This is a genomic window from Cryptosporangium aurantiacum (assembly GCF_900143005.1).
GTDB lineage: Bacteria > Actinomycetota > Actinomycetes > Mycobacteriales > Cryptosporangiaceae > Cryptosporangium > Cryptosporangium aurantiacum.
In genome coordinates, this window is record NZ_FRCS01000017.1 from 111,800 (window position 1) to 136,485 (window position 24,686).

A 24,686-nucleotide genomic window follows, 5' to 3' on the forward strand; every position below is an offset into this window, starting at 1 on the left:
GCGGAGCATAGTTTGCCTACCGGCTGGCCGGTAGAGAGGAATTCCATGAATGCTAACGCGCTCCTGCTGCTGTCGGGGATGCTGCGCGACGCGGTGACGCTCGCCGAGCGCGGCGTGGCGACCCCGGCCGACATCGACACCGCCATGCGTCTCGGCGCGGGCCACCCCCAGGGCCCGTTCGAAGCCCTGGCCGCCCTCACGGCCGACCAACGAGCCGCCCACGGCCTGCCCGACTCATGGCCCCCGGCCGACCCACCCAGCGCCACGGGCACGCCGGACGCCGCGGGCGGAGGCGCAGCCAGCGCGGGCGCGGGCGCGGCGGCGTGGGGTGGGGCCGTAGGGGTGGTGGGCACGGGGCACATGGCGGCGGGGATCGCCGAGGCCGTTGCGCGGAGCGGGCGGCCCGTGGTTGTTCTCGCGCGCAGCAGCGCCTCCGGCGACGGGCTACGCGACCGTGTGTCGAGCAGCTCGGCTCGGGCGGTCACCCGCGGGCGCCTCGACGCGGCAACCCGCGACGCCGTCCTCGGCCGGATCACGGTCACCGCGGACCCCACCGACCTGAGCGGCGTCGACGTCGCGATCGAGGCGGTCGCCGAGGACGCCGCCGTGAAGGCCGCCGTCCTGGCCCGCCTGGACACCGCGCTACCACCCGGCACCCCGATCGCCACGAACACCTCGTCGTACCGGGTAGCCGACCTGCGGCCCTCCGTCGGGCCCGACCGCCCGATGCTCGCGCTGCACTTCTTCAACCCCGCGCCGGTGATGAAGCTCGTCGAGGTCGTCGCCCCGGAGAACTTGCGCGCCACCGCGAGCGCCTGGGTGCGCTCGCTGGGCAAAACGCCGGTCCCGTGCGCGGACGAGCGCGGGTTCGTCGTCAACCGGCTGTTGATCCCGTACCTGAACGACGCAGTCCGCGCGCACGCCGGTGGTCTGGACGCGTCGGAGATCGACGAGCGGATGCGCACGGGTGCGAATCACCCGATGGGGCCGCTCGCGCTGATCGACCTGATCGGACTCGACGTGACGGTCGCGGCACTCGAGTCGATGGCGGCCGTCGACCCCGCCCCCCGGCTGGAACCCGCGCTGCTGTTACGCGCACTCGTCGCCGCCGGTCGGCTCGGACGCAAGAGCGGCCGCGGCTTCTACACCTACGGCTGAGAGGACGCCGATGACCGACCCCACCGCAGCCTGGACCTCGCTGATCACCCGCTACTACGACGGATGCAGCACGGGCGACGTCGACCTCATGCTTCAGACCCTGCACCCGGACGTCGTCCACTGGTTCCTGGCGCCGAACGTCGGTTCGGCGGCCGTCGACGGGGCCGAGCACCTGGCCCGGTACTGGCGCAAGGTCACGCGGCGGATCCAGGCCCGCTGGGTGGTCGAGACGATCTGCGCCACCCCGGAGCAGGCCGTCATCGAGTGGACGATGTGGTGGTTGCCCGAGGGGGCGTCCGAGCGGGTCGCGACCCGCGGTGCCGAGTGGTTCACCGGCGCTGACGGCCTCATCCTCGAGATCCGCTCGTACTACCAGATGCGTCCGGAGACCACCGAGCTCGACGGCTTTCCCTATGCCGACCGCGGATACTCGGTACCCGGCCGCGAGTTCAGCACGATCCACGCGGGAGGAACGCGATGATCACCGTCGTCCGGGATGGTGCGGTCGCCACCGTCACGCTCAACCGGCCGGACAAGCTCAACGCGCTCGACCGCGCCACTCGCTGGGAGCTGATCGACGCGCTCCGCGCGCTGTCCACCGACGCGTCTGTACGGGCGGTCGTGCTGACCGGCGCGGGCCGCGCGTTCTGCGTCGGGCAGGACCTGGCCGCGGTCGAGGAACTCGAGCACGCCGACGAGACCGTTGCCGGTTCGTACAACCCGCTCGCGCAGACGATCGCGACGATGCCGCAGCCGGTGATCGCCGCGGTCAACGGACTCGCGGTCGGCGCCGGTCTAGGCCTGGCGCTGGCGTGCGACCAGCGTCTGGCCGCCGAGACCGCGTCGTTCGCGTGCGCGTTCAGCAAGGTCGGGCTGGTGCCCGACACCGCCGTGTCGTGGTACCTGGTCCGCGAGCTCGGTTATGCCCGCGCGTTCTGGTTCGCCGCGAGCGGCCGGCCGATTCCCGCCGCCGAGGCGCACCGGCTCGGGTTGCTCAACGAGGTGGTTCCCGACGACCAGCTGGCTGCCCGCGCGCAGGGGCTGGCTCAGCTGTTCGCTGCCGGGCCCGCGCACGCGCTGGCGCTGACCAAGCGACAGTTCCGGGCCGTCAGCGAGATCTCGTTCGAGGCCGCGCTGGCGCTGGAGGCCCGCCACCAGGGCGACGCCGCCGCGCACCCCGATCACGTCGAGGGCCGCACCGCGTTCGCGGAGAAGCGGGCTCCCCGGTGGGGGTAGTCCTCGTCCACGGGTTGTGGCACGGCGTGTGGACGTGGGAGGCCGTCCGCGCGGCGCTGGCCGACCGCGGCGTGCAGAGCGTCGCCGTCGAGCTGCCGTTGACCGATCTGGACGCCGACGTGGCCGCCGTCCGCGCCGTGCTCGACCGTGTTGAGGGTCCGGCCGTCCTGGTCGGGCACTCCTACGGTGGCGCGGTCATCACCGCGGCCGGGGTGCACCCGGCCGTGCGGCACCTGCTGTACGTGGCGGCGTTCCAGCTCGATCAGGGCGAGTCGGTCAGCAGGCTGCTGCCCGGCGAGTCGTTTCCGCAGACCCGTCTCGCGGAGGCGATGCGGGTCGGGGAGACCGAGGTCGACGTTGACCCGGTGCTCGGACCCCAGCTGCTCTACAGCGACGCGCCGGCGGAGATCACCGCCGTGGCCGCGAGCCGCCTGCGGCCGGTCGGCCGGGCGCTGTTCCGGGGCGTGCCGACGCCGATCGCCTGGCGCTCCACACCGTCGACCTACCTCGTGTGCGGCGAGGACCGCGTCGTCCACCCGGAGCTGCAGCGGGCCATGGCCCGCCGCGCCACCCGCACGCTGGAGTGGCCGAGCGGGCACAGCCCCGCGCTCACCCGCCCCGAGAGGCTGGCCACGCTCCTCGCCGAGCTCGCCGCCGGCGCGGCGGACACACGGCACGGCTGAGCGCGGGCGGCGCACCTGCGCCGCCCGCCACCGGACTCAGCGCTCCTGCGGAGCGGTCTTCTTCACCAGGCGGCGGACGCCGGACAGCCACCGATCCGGGTCGGCGGCCTTCTGCGCCCAGTACGTGCCCACCTCCGGGTGCGGCAGGATGAGGAAGCGCTCCTCGGCGAGGCCCTCGACGACTGACTGCGCGACGTCGTCCGGGGAGATCACCTCGCCGGACGCGGCCACCAGCGACGCCGCCGCGCTGCCCTCCTCCAGCGGATCCAGCAGCAACGGCGTCGACACCCCGAGCGGGCACACCACGCTCACGCCGATCCCACGGTCGCCGTAGGTCACCGCGAGCCACTCCGCGAGCCCGACCGCACCGTGCTTGGTGACCGTGTACGGCGCGTCCCCGGGCGTCGTCAGGAGCCCGGCCGCCGACGCGACGTTCAGCAGGTAGCCACTGCCCCGCTCCAGCATCGACGGCACCACCGCCCGCGCCGCGTACACGTGCGCCAGGACGTTCACCGCGAACACCTGCTGCCAGACGTCGGTCTCGAGCTCGACACCGCCACCGGTGAACACGCCGGCGTTCGAGCAGAACAGGTCGATCCGGCCGTGCTCGGCCAGCACCCGGTCGACCAGCGCGGCGACGGCCGCCTCGTCGGTGACGTCGGTCGTGTCGGCGACCCCGCCGATCTCGCCCGCCACCCGCTGCGCCGCAGCGCCGTCCCGGTCGCTGACGACGACGAGCGCCGCGCCGTCGGCGGCGAACCGCCGCGCCAGTGCCGCGCCGATGCCGCTGCCGGCGCCGGTGACGACCACGACCGCGTTCTCGATCTTCACTGCACGCTCTCCTTGATTCGACGCCGTGCCTTCGGAATGTCCACCGGAGCGGGGCCGGGAACCAGCCGGTTCTCGATGACACCCAGCTGCTCGACCTCGATGCGCACGACGTCGCCGGGCTTCAGCCAGTCCGGGGCCGTCTCCGGCTGCGTTCGCTTGATCTCGGCGAGGCACCCGGTTCCGCAGGTGCCCGAGCCGAGCACGTCCCCGGGACGCACCACCGTCCCCCGGGACGCGTACGCCACGAGATCACCGAACGACCACGACATGTTCGCGGTGGTGTCCCCGCCGGTCCGCACCCCGTTGAGGCGGACCTCGGTGCGCAGCGCCAGGCGTCCGTCCTCGACAAAATCGGCGAGCTCGTCGGCGGTCACCAGCCACGGGCCGAGCGTGATCGCCGAGTCCTTGGACTTCGACGGCCCCATCGGCTGCTTGAACTCCGCGACCTGCAGGTCGCGCGCGGACCAGTCGTTCATGATCGTGTAGCCCACGATGTGCGCCGCGCCCTGCTCCGGCGTCAGGTCCGAGCCGGCGGTCCCGACCACCGCGGCGACCTCCAGCTCGTAGTCGTACTGCGTCACCAGCGGCGGCATCCGCACGTCGCCGTACGGCGCCACGATCGCCGCCGGGTTCGAGAAGTAGAACAGCGGCTGGTCGTACCACTCGTCGGGTACCGCGCCGGCCAGCGCCGCCAGGTGCTGCTCGTACGTGAGGAAGTCTCGCACGGACGGCGGCGCGAGCAGCGGCCCGAACACGGCGTCCTCCAGCGGCACCGCATCGTGCGTGCGCAGCGTCCGGAAGCCCTCGATGAGGACGTCGAGCAGCGTCGGCCCGGGCGGTGCCAGCCGGATCACGTCCCCGTCCAGGACGCCGACCCGGGCTCCGTCCGCGGTCAGCAGCGTCGTCAGCCGCATGTCACTTCACCGCCACGGGGTTGACCGGCGACCCGACCGCCCGGGTGAACGGCAGCGGCTGCGCCGCCAGGAAGAACTCGTGGACGCCGTCCGCCGCGCAGTCCGCGGCCAGCGCGTCGAGGTCCCACATCTCCCCCAGCAGCAGCCCGATGTGCGGCAGCGCGACCTGGTGCAGCGGCTGCATCGCGTCCGGCCACTCGTTGGGCCGCACCTCGACGCCCCACGTGTCGGTGGCGACCGCCGCGATCTCGGTGCCGTGTAGCCAGCCGAGGGTCTCGAACGACAATCCCGGCGCCGGGCCGCCGGCGTACGTGCCCCAGCCCTCCCCGCGCCGGACCCGGGTCAGCTGGCCGGTCCGCACGAGGACGAGGTCGCCCCGGCCGATGCTCACCCCCTGACGCTCGCGCGTCGACTCCAGGTCCGCGCTGGTGATCGGGTACCCGTCCGGCAGCTCGCCGTCCTCGCCCAGCGCGCGCCCGACGTCGAGCAGTACGCCGCGGCCGACCACCGGCGCGGCGAGCCGTTCGATCCCGGTCGCGACGTCACCCTCGCTGGTCACGACCTCGCGGCCGGCCCGGCCGTTCCAGGCCACCCCGTGGTCAAAGACGTGCCCCAGGCCGTCCCACTGCGTGCTGCACTGCAGCGGCATGAACACCGCGTCGTCGGCGACCGACAGCCCGTGCGGCAGCCCCATCTGCTCGGCGGTGTCCATACCGGTCGACATCATCGTGTGCACGGGGTTGACCCGCCGCTTCCACCCGAACTGCGGGCCGTTCTCGTCGAACGGCAGCGAGAGGCTGAAGCTCACGCCCCGGCGGATCAGCGCCGCTGCGGCGGCGCGCTTCTCCGCGTCGAGAAAGTTCACGGTGCCGACGCCGTCGTCGGCGCCCCACCGGTTCCAGTTGCTGTACCGCTTCGCCGCCGCGGCGATTGCCGCCTCCGGGTCGGAGCCGAACTCGTCGATCACAGTGCCAGTCCCAGCAGCCGGGCGGCGTTGCCGCCGCGAATCGCGTCGGTCGTCGCGGCGTCGAACCCGGCCGCCTCCAGGCGGTCCACCGGGTCGTCGACGCCCATGTCGAACGGGTAGTCCGATCCGAGCGTCACCTGCGAGGACCCCATCACCGCGACGAGATGCCGCAGCTGTTCGGGCGTGTAGACCAGCGAATCGACGAACGTCCGGCGCAGCAGCGCACTCGGCGGCTCAGCCGTGGTGCGGGCGTCGGGACGGGCGGCCCACGCGTGGTCGGCACGGACGACGTACGAGGGCAGGTAACCACCGCCGTGCGCCGACCAGATCCGCAAGCCCGGGTGCCGCTCCAGCACGCCCGAGAACAACAGACGGGAGAGCGCCAACGCGGTCTCCGTCGGGTTTCCCACGCTGTTGAACAGGTAATACGCGTTGAGCCGCTCGCCGAGCGTGCAGCCCCACGGGTGGATCAGCACCGCGAGCCCCAGCTCCTCGGCGGCGGCCCAGAAGTCCGCCAGCGACGGGTCGTCCAGCTCGCGGTCCGGCCCCGCGGCCGTCGAGATCTGCACCCCGCGCAGGCCCAGGTCGGCAGCCGCCCGCAACTGCGCGACGACGAGGCTCGGGTGCTGCAACGACACCGTGCCGATCGGGATCAGCCGGGCCGGTTCCTTCGCGCAGTACGCGGCCACGCCCTCGTTGGTCGCCGCGACGATCCGGTCGGCCAGGTCCGGAGGAGCCCACGCGTGCGGCAACGGCACCGCGCTCACCGCCTGGACGTCCACCCGGGCGGCGTCCATCGCGGCCAGACGGGTGTCGAGGTCGACCAGCCTCGGTCCCAGCGCGGCGATCTGCTCGACGTTCACCGCGAGCGACGCGGGGCCGAGCGTCGCCGCGTCGATCTGACGCTGCCGCGCCAGGCCCGGATGGCCGTCGATCAGCGCGTCCACGGCCGGGACCGCCAGGTGAGCGTGGACATCGATCGCTTGCGTCACGTCATCTCTTCCCTTCGATGCCGCAACGGCACTGCCACGGCGTGGGAACAGCATCGAACGACGGCGACGACAGCGGAACTCGCGATTCCGTATGCCCTGGCATTCAGCGCATCAATGAATACTCTCGACCGACCGCTGCGGACGGCGTTCAGCGTCAATCCGGCAGGCCGGCGTTCTCCGCGGTGGCGACCGCCAACAGCTCCTCGCGCAGCCACACGTGGCCGGGGTCCCGGTCGCGCCGGGTGTGCCAGTACGCCGACTGCCGCAGCGGCTGAAGCGGGATCGCCGGCTCGAGAATGCGGATGTCGGCGGCGGCGGCGACCCGCCGGGCCAACCGCTCGGGCACCATCGCGACGAGCTCCGTTCCGGCCAGCATGAACGGCATCGTCATGAACGTGCTGGCGGTCGCGACGACGTGCCGCACGCACCCGGCGGCGTCCAGTTCGTCCTCGAAGATCGCGCGCGCGCCCTCGACGGCATACATGAGGTACGGCGAGGAGGCCAGGAGCTCCGCGTCCAGCCGGTCTCCCGCCCTGGGGTGTCCGGTCCATACCGCGCCGACGAAGCGATCGTCGAGCACCGGCAGCCGGGAGCAGGCCGGGAGCACATCGTCGCCGACGATCCGGTCGGGCAGGATCGCAATGTCCAGCTCGTCGCGCTGCAACGCGGTCAGGTAGCGCGCACCGACCGGCGCCGCGTCCAACCGGAGACCGGCCGCCAGGCCCGACAGCCGGCCCAGCAGCGGCCGGAGGAGCATCGCCCCGACGTAGTCGCTCGCGATGACCGTGAACCTCCGGGTGTCGCTCGCCGGATCGAAGACCGGCGGCCGGACGATCGTCTGCTCGATCGTCGCCAGGACCTCACGCACGGGCTCGATGAGCGACTCGGCGCGCGGAGTCAGTTCCAGGTAGCGGCCGTGTTTGGTGAGCAACTCGTCGCCAAGGACCTTGCGCAGCCGGGCTAGCGCGGTGCTGGTGGCCGGCTGGGACATGTGCAGGCGCTCGGCGGCACGCGTGACGTTCTTCTCCCGCAGCAATGCGTCGAGCACGACCAACAGATTGAGGTCGACCTGTCCGAGCTTCATTGCTCTCCTCACGATCCGGTCGGCCTCTGACGTTACCCACCCGAGCCCGAGGCCCAGCCATGCCGGTGGCGAATTGGAGCGATAGCAACCATGCATTTCCGCCCGGCAGCGTGGATTCCTAGCGTCGTCGACAACAGGAAAACCGCCCGACATCGGAGAGACACCATGGGCAGCCTGATCGCGAAACTCGGTTACGTCGGCGTCCAGACCCCCCGCTACGAGGAGTTCCGTACCTGGGGACCCGAGGTGCTGGGCTGCATGCTCGGCCCGGACGGGGAGGACGGCGCCGTCCGCCTGAAGATCGACGACGCCGACTACCGGCTGTCGTTCCACCCCGGTGAGGAGTACCGCACCGCGTACGCCGGCTGGGAGGTGCTCAACCACCGGGACCTGGACGCGGCGATCAAGCGCCTAGAGGACAACGGCGCCAAGCCTCGCTACGCCGACGAGGCCACCACCGCGGCGCGTGGCGTCCAGCGGCTCGTGCAGTTCGAGGACCCGTTCGGCCTGCCCCTGGAGCTGTTCTGCTACCAGGAGGCCAACTACCACTACTGGCACCCGCCGCGTCCGCACGCCGGCTTCGTGACCAAGGAGCAGGGCCTCGGGCACGTCGTCTTCGCGGTCCCGGACGCGCGCAAGGCGGTCGACTTCTACATCGACGCGATGGGCTTCATCCCCAGCGAGGTGCTGACGATGAACGAGCCGCTCGGTGAGATGTGGTTCCTCCGCGTCAACCCGCGCCACCACAGCGTCGCGTTCCTCGAGGTCCCGAACTCGATCGGCCTGCACCACGTCTACCTCGAGTCGGTCGACCTCGACGACGTCGGCTACTCCTACTTCGACGTGCTCGGCGGCGACGCCAACCCCGACCTGCAGATGGCGTTCGGCCGACACATCGGCGACCAGGTCATCTCGTACTACGTCCACACCCCCGGCGGCTTCATGATCGAGTACGGCTGGGGTGGCCTGGCGATCGACGAGATGGACAAGCGTTCGCCCAACAACCTCAACTTCCGCAACGGCAAGCGGCAGGAGATGTGGGGCCACAAGTTCCGCTTCCAGCCCAACGAGGCCGTCCACCCGTATCAGGCCTGATCACCGCCTTCAACCGGACAAAGGAGTCCTGTCATGCCCGCGGTGAACAACGTCCTGGTCGTGGGCGGCGGGGCTGCCGGAGCCGCCGCCGCCATCCTGCTCGCGGACGCCGGCGTGGCCGTCGACCTCGTCGAGGTCATGCCCGCTGTGACCGCCCTGGGGTCCGGCATCACGCTGCAGGGCAACGCGCTGCGCGTGCTCCGGCAGCTCGGTGTGCTCGACGACTGCCTCGCGCTCGGCTACCCGTTCTCGAAGCTGGTCATCCGCGCTCCGGACCCGGCTGCCACGGTGGTCGCCGAGGTCGACGACCTCCCGTTCGGCGGTCCCGACCTGCCGTCGACCATGGGTATGTACCGGCCGGACCTCGCGCGGATCCTGATGGCCCGCGTTGATCGGGCCGGCGCCAAGGTTCGGTTCTCGACCACCGTCGAGACCTTCCAGCAGGACGACCACGGCGTGGACGTCCGGTTCTCCGACGGCACGTCCGGACGCTACGACCTGGTCGTGGGCGCCGACGGGGTGCGGTCGGCCACTCGCCAGGCGTTGGGGATTCAGCTGGAGACCCGGTCCGTGGGGCTGGGTGCCTGGCGCATGTTCGGTCCGCGTCCGGCGGAGATCACCGCGTTCAACGTCATCTTCGGCGGTCCCTCGCACATGGTGAGCGTCTGCCCGACCTCAGAGGACACCGCGTACTGGTCGCTCCTGGAGGACGCCCAGGACCGCAGCCGGCAGAGCCCGGACGAACGGTTGGCGACGTTCCGGGACCTGACCCGGGGCTACCACGGCCCGTGGGACGAGGTCCGGGACGCGTTCACCGACCCCGCGAAGCTGCACTACACGTGGTTCGAGGCCCACCTGCTCGACGCGCCGTGGCACCGCGGCCGGATCGGGCTCATCGGCGACGCCACCCACGTCTGCCCGCCGACCATCGCGCAGGGCGCGGCGATGGGTCTGGAGGACGCCTCCGTCCTCGCGGAGCTGCTCACGACGTCCGACCGGGTCGACGAGACGCTCTGGGACGCGTTCATGGCGCGCCGCCACGACCGCGTGAAGACCGTGGTGGACGCCTCGGTGCAGATCGCGCAGTGGAACCTCGACCACGTCCAGGGCGACGTCCCCGCGGTGACCCGCCGGGTCGCCGCCGTCGTCAGCCAACCGGCCTGAAGGAGTTCACCCATGACCCGAGTGCTGGTGACCGACGTCGCCTGGCCCACCACCGACGTTGAGCGGTCGGTGCTCGCCGCCGCCGGGGCGGAGATGGTGCTGGCCTCACCGGGCGAGTCCTTGGTCGAGTTGGCTCGGGACGCGGACGCGATCCTGACGTGTTTCGCCAAGGTGCCCGCCGAGGTGCTGGACGCCGCGACCCGCTGCCGGACGGTGGCGCGGTACGGCGTCGGGGTCGACAACATCGACGTCGACCACGCCACCCGGCTCGGCATGGTCGTCAGCAACGTGCCTGTCTACTGCGTCGACGAGGTGGCCGACTCGGCGCTGCTGGGCATCCTCGCGCTGGCGCGGCGCCTGCTACCCCTCACCCGGGACGTCGCCGCCGGGCGGTGGGGGCGGGACGTGCCCGGAGCCGGCACCCGGCTCCGCGGCAAGGTGCTGGGCCTGGTCGGCGTCGGGACGATCGGCAGCGCGCTGGCCGTGCGTGCGCAGGCCCTGGGTCTGGACGTCGTCGCGTTCGACCGGCGACCGGTCCCCGGCGTGCGCCGGGCGGCGTCGCTGGAGGAGCTGCTCGCCGAGGCCGACGTGGTGTCGCTGCACGTGCCGCTCACCGAGAGCACCCGGCACCTGATCGGCGCCGCCGAGCTCGCGGCGATGAAGCCGACGGCGTGGGTGGTGAACACCGCCCGCGGGCCCCTGGTGGACAACGCGGCTCTTCTCGACGCGTTGGAGCGCGGGGAGATCGCCGGTGCGGCGCTCGACGTCACGGACCCGGAGCCGCTACCGGCCGACCATCCGTTCCGCACCCGCGACGACGTCGTCCTCACCCCGCACACCGCGTTCTCCTCGGACGGCTCGCTGGCCGAGCTCGCCCGCAAGGCCGCGACGAACGTCGTCGACGTGCTCGAAGGGCGGGTTCCGGCGACCGTCGTCAACCCGGCGGTGCTGGACAGCCCGGTGCTGCGGCTGCCGCGATGACCGCACTCGTTGATCACCTGGTGCGGCGCGGGCTGACGTCCTCGTCCGACGTCCGCGTGAAGTCATTGACCGGAGGCGTCTCCAACGACGTCGTCGCGGTCACCGCGCCGGGTCTCGACGCGGTCGTGAAGCGGGCCCTCGGCCGGCTGCGGGTCGCCGAGGAGTGGCTGGCCGACCCCGCCCGCCTGGACACCGAGGGCCGTGCGCTGCGTCTCGCCGGTCGGCTGCTGCCCGGGGCGGTGCCGCAGGTCTACGACCTGGCCGACGGCTACCTGGTGATCGAACGCGCACCGGAGAGCTGGCGGACCTGGAAAGAGGACCTGCTGGCCGGTGCCGTCGACGTCGAGGTGGCCGCCCGGCTGGGGCGTGCCCTCGGGGGGTGGCAACGCGGCACGGCAGGCGACGCCGCCGTGGCCCGCGAGTTCGGCGACCGGACCGCGTTCGGCCAGCTGCGCGTCGACCCGTTCCACCGGACGGTGGCTCAGCGCCACCCGGATCTGGCCGACGTCGTGAACCACACGATCGCGGTGATGGAGGACTCGGCGTCCTGCCTCGCGCACGGCGACTACACCCCGAAGAACGTTCTGATCGACCCGGACGGAGACGGTGTCTGGGTCATCGATTGGGAGGTCGCCCACTACGGCGATCCGACGTTCGACCCCGCGTGGACGATCGGCCATCTGCTGCTCAAGACCGTGCACCGGCCCTCCGCGGACTATGCCGCGGCGGGCGGCGCGTTCCTCGAAGCCTGGGCCGCCGACCACGACTCGGCCCAGCTGATCCGGCAGACGGGCTGCCTGCTGCTCGCCCGCGTCGACGGCAAGAGCCCGGCCGACTACCTCACCGACGCGGAGCGCCATCGCACCCGCGCTCTGGCCCGCCGGCTGCTGACCGACCCACCCCCGCACGTGCTCGACGCCTGGGAGCTACTCGCATGAGCGACACCACGATCACCGGCCTGTTCGCCTGGGAGGCGCTGGACTCCCGCGGCAAGCCCACCGTCGGCTGCGAAGTGCGCCTCGACGGTGGAGCAACCGGCCGCGCCACCGTCCCGTCCGGCGCCTCCACCGGACGCCACGAGGCGCGGGAGCTGCGCGACGGCGAGGAACGCTACGGCGGCAACGGCGTGCGGAAAGCCGTGGCGAACGTGACCGGCGAGATCGCGGACGCGGTTCGCGGCCAGGACGTCGCCGACCTGGACGTGAGCCTCCGCACCCTGGACGGCACCGCCGACCTGGGCCGGCTCGGCGCGAACGCCGTCCTCGCGGTCTCGGTCGCGGCGGCGGTGGCCGGAGCGGCCGCCCGCGGTCTCCCGCTCCACCGCGCGGTCGCCGACGAGGGCGCCGCTCCCCTGCTGCCCCTTCCGATGGTCAACATCATCTCCGGCGGCGCGCACTCCGGCCGCTCGATCGACGTCCAGGACTTCCTCGCGGTGCCGGTCGGTGCGGAGACGTTCGCCGAGGCGATCGAATGGTCGTCGCGCGTCCGGGCCGGTGCGGCGTCGGAACTCGAGCACCGGGGCTTCCCCGTGGCGCTGGTCGCCGACGAGGGCGGCCTCGGACCGCTGCTCCCCACGAACCGCGCGGCGCTCGACGTCCTCGTCGCCGGCATCGAACGAGCCGGACTCCGGCCCGGCGACGACATCGGGATCGCGATCGACGTCGCCGCGACGCAATTCGCCCGCGCCGACGGCCGCTACGTGCTCGCCGCCGAGAACCGCGAACTAACCGCCGACGGTCTGATCGACGAGCTGGCCGACTGGTGCGCGTCCTACCCGATCGTCTCGCTGGAGGACGCACTCGCCGAGGACGACTGGGACGGGTGGCGCACCGCCACCGAGCGGCTGGCCGGGCGGCAGCTCCTCGGCGACGACCTCTTCGTCACCAACCCCGACCGGCTCGACCGCGGCATCCGGGAGCACGTCGCGAACGCCGTCCTGGTCAAGCCGAACCAGATCGGCACCCTCGACACCGCCCGCGCGGTCGTCCGCCGCGCGCACGCCGCCGGCTACACCACCGTCCTCTCCGCCCGCTCCGGCGAGACCGAGGACGACTGGCTCGCCGACCTCGCCGTCGGGTGGCGCACCGGCCAGATCAAGGTCGGCTCCACCACCCGCTCCGAGCGCACCGCGAAGTGGAACCGCCTGCTGCGCCTGGAGGTCGAGCTGGGTTCCCGCGCCGAGTACGCGGGCCGTACTGCTCTCGGAGGTGCACGATGACCAGGTCCGTGAACGGCTGGGCCCTTGGCCGGTTCGACGACGGAGTGAGCGAGTTCGCCGCGCTGGTCGTCGGTGACCGTGCGATCCGGCTGCAGGACGACGGCCTGACGAAGGGCCCGGCCACGATTCGCGCGCTGCTGGACGACTGGGCGTGGACCCACCCTCGGCTGGCGGACCTCGCCGCGTCCGGGGCCGACGGCATCCCCCTGGCCGGCCTCCGCACTCTGGCACCGGTGGAGCCGCGGCAGATTCTCCAGGCAGGCGCGAACTACCGGTCCCACGTCGCCCAGATCATCGTGTCGAGCCGCGCCGCGGACGACCCCCGCTCCGACGACGAGCTGCGTCGCTTCGCCGAGGAGATGATGGACGAGCGGGCACGCACCGGCAGCCCGTTCTTCTTCAGCGGCATGCCGGCCGCGATCTGCGGCCCCGATGACGACGTCCTCCTGCCTTCGGAGTCCGCGCAGGTCGACTGGGAGGCCGAGCTGGCCGTGGTGATCGGCGCCGTCGCCCGCCGGGTCCCCCGCGAACGCGCGCTCGACTACGTCGCCGGTTACACGGTCTGCAACGACATCAGCGCCCGCGACCTGCAGTTCCCGGCCGAGCACAAGGCTCTCGGCGGCGACTGGGTGCGGGCGAAGAACCGCCCGACGTTCCTGCCGACCGGGCCGTTCCTCGTCCCGGCCGACCAGGTCGGCGACCACCGCGACCTGGAGATCACGTTCGACCTCAACGGCGAACGTCTCCAGCAGGACCTCCCCCGCAACATGCTGTTCGACGTCCCGACGCTGATCGCCGAGGCATCGGCCGCGACCACGCTCTACCCCGGCGACCTGATCCTCACCGGCAGCCCCGCGGGCAACGGCGGCCACTACGACCGGTGGCTGCGGCCCGGCGACGTGATGGTGACCGCGATCGCCGGCCTGGGTGCCCAGCGCAACACGTGCGTGCCGGAGTAGGAACCAGCCGTCCGCTGGTCGTCGAGTCCCGGCGGCCGGTGGACGCCGTGACGGTCGAGGTGCGTCTGGCGGCGGCCGACGGAGCCGCCCTGCCGCGGTGGGCACCGGGCGCGCACGTCGATCTGGTGCTGCCCGGCGGGCTCGTCCGCCCGTACTCGCTCTGCGGGGACCCGCGCGACACCGCGACCTGGCGGCTGCTGGTGCGGCGAGCCGGCCGGGCCTCGGCGTACGTGCACGACCAGCTGCAGGTCGGGGACGTCGTGCACGCCCGCGGGCCGCGCGATCGGTTCGTTCTCGGCGCCGCCGCCCGCTACCTCTTCGTCGCCTCCGGAGCGGGCATCGCCCCGCTGCTGCCGATGGCCCGCTGGGTCGCGGCGGCGCGCATCTACCCGTGGCAATTGCTCCACCTCGACGGTGGTCGCTCGTTGCTGGCGGACGAGGTGCAGACGCTCGGCACGACCGCCGACGATTTCGCGCTCGTCGCCGACGCCGTGCTCGCCGCTCCCGACGGCACCGCGGTGTACGCCTGCGGCAGCGCCCGTTTCGTCGACGCGGTGGCCGACCTCGCGGGACAGAAGCTCGATCTGCACCGCCAGCAGTTCGACCGCCCCGAGCCGGTGCCGGGCGGGACGCCGGCCTGCGAGCTGGTCCTCGCCCGGCGTGGTGACACGATCCCCGTACCCGCCGGCACGTCTCTGCTCGATGCGCTTCTCGATGCGGGCGTCCCAGTGCCCGTCGCGTGTGGAGTCGGCATCTGCGGCGCGTGCATCGTCCCGCTGCTGGAGGGCACCGTCCGGCACCGGGACTCAATCCTCACCGACGCCGAACGGGCGACCGGTCGCTCCGTCGTCACCTGCGTGTCCGCGGCCGACAGCGCCCGGCTCGTCCTGGACGTGTGAAACGGCGGGCCCCACAATCCGGGGCCCGCCGTTTCGCGGAACATCAGTCGGTGATCAGAGCTAGCTGCTTGTTGATCTCGGCCGGGTTGGTGTCCCCGACGACCTTCTGCAGGAACGGCGTGCGGTCGAAGAGGAAGTCCCGGACCGGCCGCAGCAGCCGCGGGGCGTGATGGAACATCTGCCCGTTCCGGTAGGCCATCTTCACCTGGAACGCCGTGTGCGGCTTCCGCGGCTCCTCGTAGGCCTGCAGCGCACGGGCGACGGCGTCCGCGTCGGTCAGATCGACACCCCGCAGCCGCCGGCCGATGAAGTAGCCGTCCTCGATCGCCATCCCCGCCCCGTACGCGGCGTACGGAGACGTCGCGTGCGCCGCATCCCCCGCGAGCGTGATCCGGCCCTTCGACCACTGCGGCAGGAACCCGCGGTCCCGCAGCACCCACCGCTGCACGTGCTGCGCCTCGGTCCGCTCGATCAGCTGCGGCAACGGATGCGGGAACGTCCGGCCGAGCTGCTTGGCCCTGGCCAGCAGGTCCGGCGGCGGCGGAGCGTCGGGGTCGCAGGCCTCCAGCACCCACCACTGATACCCGTCCCGGCCCTTGTACCGGATCGACGTCCAGCTGCCCTGTACCTCGCGGCCGTGCCCGATCACGCAGTAGCCCGTCTCGCCGCCGATGTCCTCGGAGAACGTGTACCCCGCGATCGCGTGCAGGCGGTGTTCCCGCTTGGGCGAGTCGCCCCACAGCGTGCGACGGACGAGCGAGTCGATGCCGTCCGCGCCGATCAGCACGTCCGCCTCGTAGCTGGTGCCGTCGGCGAAGTGCAGCGTGACCGCCCGCTCGTCCTGCTCGATCCGCTCGACGGTTTGGTTCGTACGGAGCACGCCCGGCGGCAGTGCGGCCAGCATCCGCTCGTACAGTTCCGGCCGGAGCAGGCCGATGAAGCCCCCACCGCGGCCGTACCGCTTCTCGATCTCCGGATCGCTCTTGATCGTGGCGCGAACCCGTCCCTTGTCGTTGCGGAACTGCGACACGCACGGCGCGCCGAGATCCGTGGTGTCCACCCCGATCAACCCGAGTGCCTTCAGCGGCGGCGGCCAGAGGTTCAGCACGTTGCCGGCCGGACGGGCCTCCCGGTAGCGCTCGAAGATCACCACCTCGTGCCCGGCCTGATGGACCGAGAGCGCCGTGGCCATGCCGGCCGGTCCACCACCGAGCACGGCGACGCGTCCACGTCTGGGAGGGGTCGACGGAGCAGACATCATTGTTCTCCTCGATGCCGAGCGGCTGTCACCGCGCTGTGATCCGGATGACTTGGGGAAGACGCTAGGAAGCCACGCCGCTCAGCGGAAATGCGTCCTCGCTATCCCTCCGATCCACGCGGGAGATGCCCCGCCGCGCCGTGCGGCTCCAGCAGCGGCACGAGGAACTGCCGGGCGATCGTCGTCAGTTGCTCCTCGTCGTCGAGGTCGACGAGCTCGCTGGGGATCGCGAGGAACGAGGCGGAGATGCGCACCATGATCTCGGCCGCGAGATCGACGTCCAGATCGCTCGGCACGTGGCCGGCCCGCTGCTCCCGGTGCAGCTGCCCGGCGAGGAACTGCCGGACGGTGGCGAGCGTCTGCCCGCCGTCGCTGATCATCGACGGCACGACCAGGTCCGCTTCGGCCGCCATCAGGCCACCGATCAACGGATTGTGTCGAATGGCCCGCAGCGATCCGACAAAGCCCACGACCACCCGGTCTGCGACCGTGTGCGCCTGTTCTATTTCGACGAGGAACTCGTCGAAATAGCGCCGGAACTCCCGGCGCACCAAATGTTCGACCAGCGCATCCTTGGTCGCGAATCGCCGGTAGACGGTAATTCGAGAGACGCCAGCCCGTCGCGCCACGTCCTCCATCGACGTGCGCCGGATACCCATGCGGCAGAACTCCTGGTAGGCGGCGTCCAGGATCACCGCACGGCTTTCGTCCGAATCGTCGACCCGCTCGACGGCTTCGAGGTACGCGCGCTGCAACAACGACTCTTCACCGATCGACGCGGGCTCCACGACACCTCCTGAATTGGTTCCGATCTCCGCGTTCGCCACCTTTGCGGCAATAACCCTTGTGGCGCAAATTCTATTGTGCTGTCATGCCTGATACGCGGATGCAGTTGCTGTATCAGCGTATCAAGGCAGTGCTCGCGACCTCGAGGAGGAGGAGCGGAGCCATGGACAAAATCAGTAGGCGAAACGCGCTGAAGGTCGGCGGAGCACTCGGTGCGATCGGTGCGCTGGCAGTCGCGGCGCCCGGTCAGGCCCGAGCCGCGTGGACGTGGTCGCCCCGTGGCTCGGTGGCCGGCACCGGGGCGGCCGTCGACCCGCGGTACGTATGGGACCCGGAGGCCGACCCGATGGTCGCCTCCCTGATCGACCGGGGTGACGTCCCCCGGGTCAACGAACTGCTCCGCACGTGGACGAAGAACGCGCAGCCGCTGCCCGCCGGACTCCCGGCCGACCTGCGTGACTTCATGGAGCAGGCACGCAAACTGCCGACCTGGGCCGACCAGGGCAAACTCGCGACGGCCGTCGACTTCAACGAGAAGCGCGGCCTCTATCTCGGCGTCCTTTACGGGCTGGCCAGCGGCATGATGAGCACGGTCATCCCGAAGGAAGCGCTCGCCGTCTACTACTCGCAGGGCGGCGCGGACATGAAGGACCGCATCTCCAAGACCGCCAAGCTCGGGTACGACATCGGCGCGCGCAACGCCTACCAACCCGACGGCGAGATGGTCGTCACCTGCGTCAAGACCCGCCTCGTGCACGCCGCCGTGCGCCATCTGCTACCGCAGTCCCCGCAGTGGAACCAGCAGGCTGAGGAAGAGATCCCGATCAGCCAGCGGGACATCATGGTCACCTGGCACAGCCTGCCGACCACCGTCATGAGGAAGCTGACCGCGTGGAAGGTGCCGATCCCCGCGGCGGAATCCACCGCGTTCCTGCACTCCTGGCAGGTCGCCGCCCACATGCTCGGCGTCCGCGACGAGTACATTCCGGCGTCCTGGGCCGAGGCCAACTCGCAGGCCGCGCAGGTCCTGGATCCGGTGCTGGCGCCCACCCCCGAGGGCATCAAGCTCGCCGACATCCTGCTCAACCTGGGTTCCGCGATCGACGCGGGCATCCTGAGCAAGCCGATCCTCGGCTCGTTCACGCGCTTCATGCTCGGTGACCGGATCGCCGAGTGGCTGAAGATCCCCCGCGAACCGATCTGGGACCCGCTGCTGCGGACCGCCTGGGGTCCGTTCGTCGCGGTCCGCGAGGGCCTGCTCCCGCTGCCGCTGGCGCCGGAGGCCTACTGGACGTTCGACGAGTTCCTCCGCAAGGCGGCGCTGCTGTTCCTGTCCGAAGCCAAGCCGATCAGCATCGAGATCCCGCTCACGAACCGCCCGTCCTGATCAGGAGAGCACCGCAAATGGCTGAATACAGCAGGCGCACGGTACTGGCGGCGGGTGGAGCGCTGGCAGCGCTCGGCGCGCTGGGAGAACCCGCGCACGGCCGCCCGGCGATGGAGTGGACCTGGGCTCCGAGCAGCTCGGTCGCGAAGGTCGGCGGCGCGGCCGACCCGCGCTGGGTCTGGGACGCCGAGGCGGACCCGATCTCCGCCGCGCTGCTCGACCGCGGCGACGTGCCCAACGTCAACAAGTTGCTCTGGAACTGGGTCCGGAACGACCAGCCGCTCCCTTCCGGGCTCCCGGCGGACCTGCGCGACTTCATGGAGAACGCCCGCAAATTACCGTCCTGGGCCGACCGCGCCAAGCTCGAGGCCGCGGCCGAGTTCAACAAGGCCCGCGGGTTCTACCTCAACCTGCTCAACGGCGTCGGCGGCGGCATGCTCAGCACCGCGATCCCGAAGGAGGCGCTGTCGGTCTACTACTCCAAGGGCGGAGCGGACATGGAGGACCGCGTCGCCAAGACCAGCATCCTCGGCTTCGCCGTCGGCTCGCTCAACGCGTACCGGCCGGACGGCAATTGCATCGTCAACGCGGTAAAGACGCGGCTGGTGCACGCGGCGGTCCGGCACCTGCTGCCGCAGTCGCCGCACTGGAAGGGCGACGTCCCGATCAGCCAGACCGACATGCTGGTCACCTGGCACACGCTGCCCACCTACGCGATGCGCAAGCTCCGCGAGTGGAAGGTGCCGCTCACCGCCGCGGAGTCCGAGGCGTATCTGCACGTGTGGCAGGTGACCGCCCACCTGCTCGGCATCCGGGACGAGTACATCCCGGCCGACTGGGCCGCCGCCGAGGCTCAGTCCGACCAGGTCCTGCCGCCGAACATGGGGCCCACCCGGGAGGGGGTCGAGCTCACCGACATCCTGCTCGGTCAGCTCGCCGAGCAGACCAGCCCAGGCAGCGTCAGCCGGCCGCTGGTCAACGCGCTCGCCCGGTACCTCGTCGGCGACCAGGTGGCCGACTGGGACCGGATCCCGCGCGATCCGATCTGGACCCCCGCGATCACGGCCGCCTGGCCCACGCTGGTGAAGTTCCGCGAGGGCCTCGTCTCCAAGCCGCTGGTCCCGGAGGTCGCCTGGGCCCTCGACGAGGCGGCACGCCAATACATCCTCTTCTATCTCACGAAAGGCAGAGAGACCAAAATCGACATTCCCACCATCAACCGTCCCAGCTGAGGCAGGGTTCCCGCATGGAGATCGGGCGGCGACGCTTCCTCGGTTACGTGCTGGCGGCTCCGGTGCTGGTGACGGCCGCCGATCTCCGGGTGGCGACGGCAGCCGAGCTGCCGTCGCTCGACATCACCGAGATCGTCGACCTCAACGACCTGATGACGCTGGCCGCGACGCCGACGTCGAACCTGATCACGGTCGTCGTCAACGCCGACGGAACCGTGTCGTTCGCCCTACCCCGCGCCGAGGTGGGGCAGGGCATCACGACCTCGACCGCGATGCTGATCGCCGAGGAACTGTCCGTGCCGCTGGACCGGGTGCGGGTGACGCTGGCCGACGCCCGGCCGGAGCTGGTGTTCAACCAGCTCACCGGCGCCTCGAACACGACGTTCTCGACCTACACCCCGATCCGGGTGGCGGCGGCCGTGGCCAGGGCGCGTCTCCTCGACGCCGCGGCGGCGCGGCTCGGCACGGCCGCCGCCGACCTCACGCTGAAGGCCGGAGTGATCACCGATCGCTCCGGCCGGAGCGTCCCGATCGGCACGCTGGCCACGGCGGCGGCGAGCGCCCGCACGACCCCGGTCGACGTGGAGCTCGCGCCGCGTGCGCAGTTCACGGTGATCGGCACGCCCCGCAACCGCGTCGACGCGCTGGCCGCGGTGACCGGTCGCAAGGTCTTCGCGATGGACCTCGACAAGCCGGATGCCAAACCGACGATGGTCTGCCGCCCGCCGACGATCAACGGCAAGGTCGGCTCGGTCGCCAACCTCGACGAGGTCCGCCGGATGCCCGGCGTCACGGACGTCGTCGCGATCTCCACCGGGGTCGCGGTCCGCGCGGAGACGTTCGGCCAGTGCATCGACGGCGTCCGCGCGCTGCGCGTCTCGTGGCGGCCCGGCACGGCCGAAGGCAAATCCGATGACGACGTCCTGCGCGAGCTGGAGCGCGCCGAACTACCGATGGGTCCGAAGCCGCTGACGCCCACCGTGGAAGCGACGTTCACGTTCTACTTCCGGGGCAACAGCGCGCTGGAGCCCAACTGCGCGGTCGCCGACGTCCGGGGGGACCGCGCCGAGATCTGGGCCGCGCTGAAGTCACCGATCGTCGCCCAGCAGACGATCGCGGCCAAGCTCGGCCTGCCGGTCGGCAAGGTCTCCGTGCACGTCGTGGAGGGCGGGGGCTCGTTCGGCCGCAAGCTGTTCTTCGACGCGGCGCTGGAAGCCGCCGAGGTGTCCAAGGCGCTCGGCAAGCCGGTCCGGCTGATGTGGCACCGCGCCGACGACGCCCGCCAGGGTCGCGCTCACCCGATGGCCCGGTCCCGGGTCCGGGCGTCCTACGCCGGGAACACGGTGCTGAGCTACACCCAGCGTCACACGAGCGTCTCCACCGACCTCGGGCACGGGCTCGGCGAGATCATCACCGCGTTCGCCGCGCGGATCCCGGTCGGCGACGGCGCGTTCGCCCAGACGTTCTTCCAGCTCAGCCAATCCTCGCCGTACTGGTTCGGCTCCACCAGCCGGCTGCTGGCCGAGACCGACAAGGGCTTCAACACCGGCAGCATGCGCAACGTCTACTCGCCGGACGTCACCTGCGCGCGCGAGCTGATCGTCGACGCGCTGGCCGCGAAGATGGGCAAGGATCCCTACCAGTTCCGCCGGGACTTCCTGCAGGACGACCGGGCGCGGGCCGCGTTGGAGAAGGTCGCCGAGGTCGGCGACTGGGGCAAGTCGATGCCGGCCGGCATGGCGCAGGGCATCGCGCTGCACACCGAGTACAAGTCGGTCAGCGCCGCGCTGGTGGAGATCGACAACCGGCCGGCGACCGTCAACCGCCCGGTCCGCGAGGGCGTGACCGGCCCTCGCGTCACCAAGGTCGTGTTCGCGGTGGACGTCGGGCTGGCGGTCAACCCGCGCGGCCTGGAAGCGCAGATGATGGGCTGCGTCTCCGACGGGATCGCGCTGGCCCTGACTTCCAGCCTGCACCTGCGCGACGGGTACTTCCTGGAGGCGAGCTGGGACAACTACTTCTACACCCGGCAGTGGAACACCCCCACGGACCTCCGGATCATCGTGCTGCCGCCGACCTCCGACCAGCCCGGCGGCGCCGGTGAACTCGGGGTCGCGACCGCGTTCGCGGCGGTCGCGTGCGCGTACGGTCGCGCGACCGGGACGATGCCGACGAGCTTCCCGATCAACCACGGCACGCTGTCGTTCCCGGTCAAGCCGACGGTGCCGCCGATCCCCCCATCCCCGACCGATGGCCGGGACCTGGCCGAGTAGGGAGATTCGAGTGCGAACGTTCCGCGTCAACGGGAAGCAGGTCAGCGTCGACGTTCCCGACGACGTCCGCCTCCTCTGGGTGCTCCGTGACGTCCTGGGCCTCACCGGCGCCAAGTACGGGTGCGGGATCAACGTCTGCAAGGCCTGCACCAGCCACCTGAACGGCAAAGCCGTCAACCCGTGTGCGATCCCGGTCGGTGACATCGAACCGGCCGACGAGGTGACGACGATCGAGGGCCTCGCGTCCGGCGCGGAGTTGCACCCGATGCAGCAGGCGTGGCTCGACCACGACGTCGCCCAGTGCGGGTACTGCCAGCCGGGTCAGATCATGGCCGCGGTCGCGCTCGTCCGCCGCGTGAAGGCCGAAGGCCGGGAGATCACCGACGCCGACCTCGACGGGATCCGGAACATCTGCCGGTGCGGCACGTACGTCCGCATCCGGCAGGCGGTCCGCGACGGCGCGAAGCGGATGTGAGGGACTTCAGAGTTTCTGCAGCGCCCCGAACTTCCTCCGGAGGTCACCCAGGGCTCGGAGCTGCGGCTTCGCGGTGCCGTCGGCCTCCATCATTCGGTAGCCGTACTGGTGCCCGTAGCTGTCCGACGGCGTCTTGTACCCGCAGTAGGCCACCGCGAGCTTGACCTGTGGCCACTGGTTCCACGCCAGGTAGAACGACCGGGACAGGTACGACGCGGCGGTCGCGTCGTCGGGGACGCCGAACAGCCACACCTGGTTGGACGGGATGCCGGTATTGGAGTGGACGCTGAATCCGAACTCGGTCCACCAGATCGGCTTGGCGCTGTCGCCCTTGGACGCCATCAGGTTGATGATCGCGGGCATGTTCGTCATCCGCGCCTTGCCGGTGATGTCCGTGGACTCCGGCGCCTTGGTCTGGTTCCCCTGGTACGGGTGGACGCCCATGATGTCGAAGTAACCCTTGGCACCGTTGGCGTAGCAATCCCGGATGAAACCGTCATCGGTCTGGCTCGGTCCGGCGAAGATCACCGGCAGCGTCGGGCGCCCGGCCTTGATCGCCGAGTACGCCGCCTTCAGGATCGGCACGTACTTCACCGCACGCTGGTAGGCGTCCCCGATGCCGCAGAACTCGGCCAGGTTCGGCTCGTTCCAGACCTCGATCGCGGCGATCTTCGCGCCGTACGTCCGGGCCAGGAACGTCAGCCACGGCTTGATCGCGTTCGGATCGGTCGGGTACTGCTTGACGTCGCTGCCGGTGTTCGGCCGCGACCACGCGGGTGACTGGTGCACGGTGAGGAAGATCTGCATGCCGCGCGCCCGGACGGCGTCGATCACCATCGACAGGCGCTGGTGGTACCACTGGCTCGCGGTCGGGGCGACGTTCGTCGGCTGACCGGAGGACCAGCCCACGTCGGTGCGGATCATCTGGACGCCCTGCGCGGCGAGCGTGTCCAGGTGCTTGTGGAACATCGAGTTCGGCGTGAGGCTGTTCCAGTACATCTCCCACGTGCCGTGGAACTGCGCGCCGACGACCGGCGGGGCCGGGTTCTGGCGGACAGCCGCGACGGCGGCGGTATCGCTCAGCAGCACGCCACCGGCGACGACCGGTACGGCGAGCGCTGCGGACTTCAGTAAGGCACGGCGATCCACCCGTGGACTCCCAGGACTCGATGGTTGGTGACGGGGAGTTGATCGGCACCGCCGGGTGCGCGGTGGTGAGCCGCCGGGTAGCGGGTCGGTTGCCTACGCCCGGCGTCCACCCGGCGGGCACCACGACGGCACTCGTCGATCGACCCGACGACGTGGCCTAGGTTCACCGCGATGACAACGATGCCGCCGGAGACGCTCTACCACCGCTTGCTGGGCTGGCACGCCCCGGCGATGCGGCGGACCGCACTCGTCGCTGCCCTGGGTGCCGTCGTCGCGGTGGCTCTGGCGCGCCCGATCCGCTGGGAGCTGGCCGTGATCGCCGGCTGGGACGCCGCCGCGCTGGCCTACCTCGCGACGATCTGGCCGATCATCGCCCGCGCCGACAACGCGCGCGCCGCGGTGCTGGCCCGGCGGGAGGACGAGGGGCGCGGCGCGGCCGCGGTCCTGCTGGTCGCGGCCAGCATCGCGAGCCTGCTGGGCGTCGGGTTCGCGCTCGGCGCCGCCGGAGACCAGCGGGGCACCACCCGGACGCTGCTCATCGTCGCGGCGGTGGTGACGGTCGCGTTCTCCTGGCTGGTCGTCAACACCGTCTACACGCTCCGCTACGCGGATCTGAACTTCGCCGACAACGGCGACAGCGGCGGCGTCACGTTCGGCGACTCCGACAGCACGACCGGACCGGACTTCCGGGACTTCGCGTACGTGGCGTTCACGATCGGCATGTGTTACCAGGTCTCCGACACCACCCTGCGTGATCCCCGGATCCGCCGGACCGCGCTCACCCACGCCCTGCTGTCGTACCTGTTCGGGGTCGTCATCATCGGCGGCTCGGTCAATCTGATCGCGGGCCTGCTCCACTGAAATACGGACTCCGCGACCCGAATCACCTGACCAGCATTAAACGACTAATCAGCACTTAAATGGTCTATAACCATCTAGGCGGTC

24 protein-coding genes and 2 pseudogenes are annotated in these 24,686 nt (G+C 71.2%); 18 read left to right on the forward strand and 8 right to left on the reverse strand.

Annotation, left to right across the window (positions count from 1 at the left end):
- Nucleotides 1-78: 78 nt before the first annotated feature.
- The 5 genes and pseudogenes from BUB75_RS36415 to BUB75_RS36430 form a co-directional block, all read left to right on the forward strand.
- Nucleotides 79-846, forward strand: a pseudogene (locus tag BUB75_RS36415) (3-hydroxyacyl-CoA dehydrogenase NAD-binding domain-containing protein); the annotation flags it as partial.
- A 30-nt stretch (nucleotides 847-876) separates the two neighbouring features.
- Nucleotides 877-1,158: pseudogene (locus BUB75_RS48940) on the forward strand (3-hydroxyacyl-CoA dehydrogenase family protein); the annotation flags it as partial.
- Between the two features lie 10 nt (nucleotides 1,159-1,168).
- Entirely contained in the window at nucleotides 1,169-1,639 is a 471-nt protein-coding gene (locus tag BUB75_RS36420) for a nuclear transport factor 2 family protein (protein WP_073263959.1), read from the forward strand.
- The gene (locus tag BUB75_RS36425; RefSeq protein ID WP_073263961.1) at nucleotides 1,636-2,394 is read left to right on the forward strand and encodes an enoyl-CoA hydratase/isomerase family protein; all 759 of its coding nucleotides are present in this window, start codon (nucleotides 1,636-1,638) and stop codon (nucleotides 2,392-2,394) included. The genes BUB75_RS36420 and BUB75_RS36425 overlap by 4 nt, the downstream gene beginning before the upstream one ends.
- Nucleotides 2,385-3,077: an alpha/beta fold hydrolase gene (locus BUB75_RS36430; RefSeq protein WP_073263963.1), complete on the forward strand. Its 693-nt coding sequence runs from the start codon at nucleotides 2,385-2,387 to the stop codon at nucleotides 3,075-3,077. The genes BUB75_RS36425 and BUB75_RS36430 overlap by 10 nt, the downstream gene beginning before the upstream one ends.
- A 36-nt stretch (nucleotides 3,078-3,113) precedes the next feature.
- Here BUB75_RS36430 and BUB75_RS36435 read toward each other — a convergent pair whose 3' ends face one another.
- From BUB75_RS36435 to BUB75_RS45790, 5 genes are all read right to left on the reverse strand, one after another.
- Nucleotides 3,114-3,908 carry an SDR family oxidoreductase gene (locus BUB75_RS36435; RefSeq protein WP_073263965.1) on the reverse strand — a complete coding sequence of 265 codons (795 nt, stop codon included), beginning with the start codon at nucleotides 3,906-3,908 and terminating at the stop codon, nucleotides 3,114-3,116.
- Nucleotides 3,905-4,822 carry a fumarylacetoacetate hydrolase family protein gene (locus BUB75_RS36440; protein ID WP_073263967.1) on the reverse strand — a complete coding sequence of 306 codons (918 nt, stop codon included), beginning with the start codon at nucleotides 4,820-4,822 and terminating at the stop codon, nucleotides 3,905-3,907. The genes BUB75_RS36435 and BUB75_RS36440 overlap by 4 nt, the downstream gene beginning before the upstream one ends.
- Nucleotide 4,823: 1 nt before the next feature.
- Nucleotides 4,824-5,786 (reverse strand): cyclase family protein, encoded by a 963-nt coding sequence (locus BUB75_RS36445; protein ID WP_425430914.1) that lies wholly within the window; start codon nucleotides 5,784-5,786, stop codon nucleotides 4,824-4,826.
- Nucleotides 5,786-6,781 carry an amidohydrolase family protein gene (locus BUB75_RS36450; RefSeq protein ID WP_073263971.1) on the reverse strand — a complete coding sequence of 332 codons (996 nt, stop codon included), beginning with the start codon at nucleotides 6,779-6,781 and terminating at the stop codon, nucleotides 5,786-5,788. The genes BUB75_RS36445 and BUB75_RS36450 overlap by 1 nt, the downstream gene beginning before the upstream one ends.
- 154 nt (nucleotides 6,782-6,935) lie before the next feature.
- On the reverse strand, nucleotides 6,936-7,865 hold the full coding sequence (locus BUB75_RS45790) for a LysR family transcriptional regulator (RefSeq protein ID WP_073263973.1): 930 nt from the start codon (nucleotides 7,863-7,865) through the stop codon (nucleotides 6,936-6,938).
- Nucleotides 7,866-8,030: 165 nt separating this feature from the next.
- Here BUB75_RS45790 and BUB75_RS36460 point away from each other — a divergent pair, with 165 nt between their 5' ends.
- Genes BUB75_RS36460 through BUB75_RS36490 form a run of 7 tightly spaced genes read left to right on the forward strand, consistent with a single transcriptional unit; the run spans nucleotide 8,031 to nucleotide 15,181 of the window.
- Complete coding sequence (locus BUB75_RS36460; protein WP_073263975.1) at nucleotides 8,031-8,960, forward strand: VOC family protein; 930 nt, start codon at nucleotides 8,031-8,033, stop codon at nucleotides 8,958-8,960.
- Nucleotides 8,961-8,993: 33 nt separating this feature from the next.
- Nucleotides 8,994-10,124, forward strand: a complete 1,131-nt coding sequence (locus BUB75_RS36465; protein WP_073263977.1) for an FAD-dependent monooxygenase — start codon at nucleotides 8,994-8,996, stop codon at nucleotides 10,122-10,124.
- Nucleotides 10,125-10,136: 12 nt separating this feature from the next.
- A complete protein-coding gene (locus tag BUB75_RS36470; protein WP_073263979.1) occupies nucleotides 10,137-11,105 on the forward strand; it encodes a C-terminal binding protein in 969 nt (322 codons plus the stop codon).
- Nucleotides 11,102-12,043, forward strand: a complete 942-nt coding sequence (locus BUB75_RS36475; protein ID WP_073263981.1) for a phosphotransferase family protein — start codon at nucleotides 11,102-11,104, stop codon at nucleotides 12,041-12,043. The genes BUB75_RS36470 and BUB75_RS36475 overlap by 4 nt, the downstream gene beginning before the upstream one ends.
- On the forward strand, nucleotides 12,040-13,323 hold the full coding sequence (gene eno / locus BUB75_RS36480) for a phosphopyruvate hydratase (RefSeq protein ID WP_073263983.1): 1,284 nt from the start codon (nucleotides 12,040-12,042) through the stop codon (nucleotides 13,321-13,323). Before BUB75_RS36475 ends, eno begins: the two co-directional genes overlap by 4 nt.
- Nucleotides 13,320-14,282, forward strand: a complete 963-nt coding sequence (locus BUB75_RS36485) for a fumarylacetoacetate hydrolase family protein (RefSeq protein ID WP_073263985.1) — start codon at nucleotides 13,320-13,322, stop codon at nucleotides 14,280-14,282. The genes eno and BUB75_RS36485 overlap by 4 nt, the downstream gene beginning before the upstream one ends.
- Complete coding sequence (locus BUB75_RS36490) at nucleotides 14,267-15,181, forward strand: PDR/VanB family oxidoreductase (RefSeq protein ID WP_218617980.1); 915 nt, start codon at nucleotides 14,267-14,269, stop codon at nucleotides 15,179-15,181. The genes BUB75_RS36485 and BUB75_RS36490 overlap by 16 nt, the downstream gene beginning before the upstream one ends.
- Nucleotides 15,182-15,224: 43 nt before the next feature.
- Here BUB75_RS36490 and BUB75_RS36495 read toward each other — a convergent pair whose 3' ends face one another.
- Both BUB75_RS36495 and BUB75_RS36500 read right to left on the reverse strand, forming a co-directional pair.
- On the reverse strand, nucleotides 15,225-16,439 hold the full coding sequence (locus BUB75_RS36495; protein ID WP_143175640.1) for an FAD-dependent oxidoreductase: 1,215 nt from the start codon (nucleotides 16,437-16,439) through the stop codon (nucleotides 15,225-15,227).
- A gap of 101 nt (nucleotides 16,440-16,540) precedes the next feature.
- Nucleotides 16,541-17,227: a TetR/AcrR family transcriptional regulator gene (locus BUB75_RS36500; protein WP_084742147.1), complete on the reverse strand. Its 687-nt coding sequence runs from the start codon at nucleotides 17,225-17,227 to the stop codon at nucleotides 16,541-16,543.
- A 161-nt stretch (nucleotides 17,228-17,388) separates the two neighbouring features.
- Here BUB75_RS36500 and BUB75_RS36505 point away from each other — a divergent pair, with 161 nt between their 5' ends.
- The 4 genes from BUB75_RS36505 to BUB75_RS36520 are packed head-to-tail and all read left to right on the forward strand — an operon-like array spanning nucleotide 17,389 to nucleotide 22,592.
- Complete coding sequence (locus BUB75_RS36505; RefSeq protein ID WP_073263991.1) at nucleotides 17,389-18,612, forward strand: oxygenase MpaB family protein; 1,224 nt, start codon at nucleotides 17,389-17,391, stop codon at nucleotides 18,610-18,612.
- A gap of 17 nt (nucleotides 18,613-18,629) precedes the next feature.
- Nucleotides 18,630-19,844: an oxygenase MpaB family protein gene (locus BUB75_RS36510; protein ID WP_073263992.1), complete on the forward strand. Its 1,215-nt coding sequence runs from the start codon at nucleotides 18,630-18,632 to the stop codon at nucleotides 19,842-19,844.
- A gap of 14 nt (nucleotides 19,845-19,858) precedes the next feature.
- Entirely contained in the window at nucleotides 19,859-22,117 is a 2,259-nt protein-coding gene (locus tag BUB75_RS36515; RefSeq protein WP_073263993.1) for a molybdopterin cofactor-binding domain-containing protein, read from the forward strand.
- Between the two features lie 4 nt (nucleotides 22,118-22,121).
- On the forward strand, nucleotides 22,122-22,592 hold the full coding sequence (locus tag BUB75_RS36520) for a 2Fe-2S iron-sulfur cluster-binding protein (protein WP_143175645.1): 471 nt from the start codon (nucleotides 22,122-22,124) through the stop codon (nucleotides 22,590-22,592).
- A gap of 6 nt (nucleotides 22,593-22,598) precedes the next feature.
- On the opposite strand, the gene BUB75_RS36525 is transcribed toward BUB75_RS36520, so the two are convergent.
- A complete protein-coding gene (locus BUB75_RS36525; protein ID WP_073263995.1) occupies nucleotides 22,599-23,741 on the reverse strand; it encodes a cellulase family glycosylhydrolase in 1,143 nt (380 codons plus the stop codon).
- A gap of 2 nt (nucleotides 23,742-23,743) precedes the next feature.
- On the opposite strand from BUB75_RS36525, the gene BUB75_RS46740 reads away from it, so the two are divergent.
- Both BUB75_RS46740 and BUB75_RS36530 read left to right on the forward strand, forming a co-directional pair.
- Nucleotides 23,744-23,902, forward strand: a complete 159-nt coding sequence (locus BUB75_RS46740; RefSeq protein WP_178380076.1) for a hypothetical protein — start codon at nucleotides 23,744-23,746, stop codon at nucleotides 23,900-23,902.
- 10 nt (nucleotides 23,903-23,912) lie between these two features.
- On the forward strand, nucleotides 23,913-24,602 hold the full coding sequence (locus tag BUB75_RS36530; RefSeq protein WP_084742148.1) for a DUF1345 domain-containing protein: 690 nt from the start codon (nucleotides 23,913-23,915) through the stop codon (nucleotides 24,600-24,602).
- The last annotated feature ends 84 nt before the right edge of the window (nucleotides 24,603-24,686 follow it).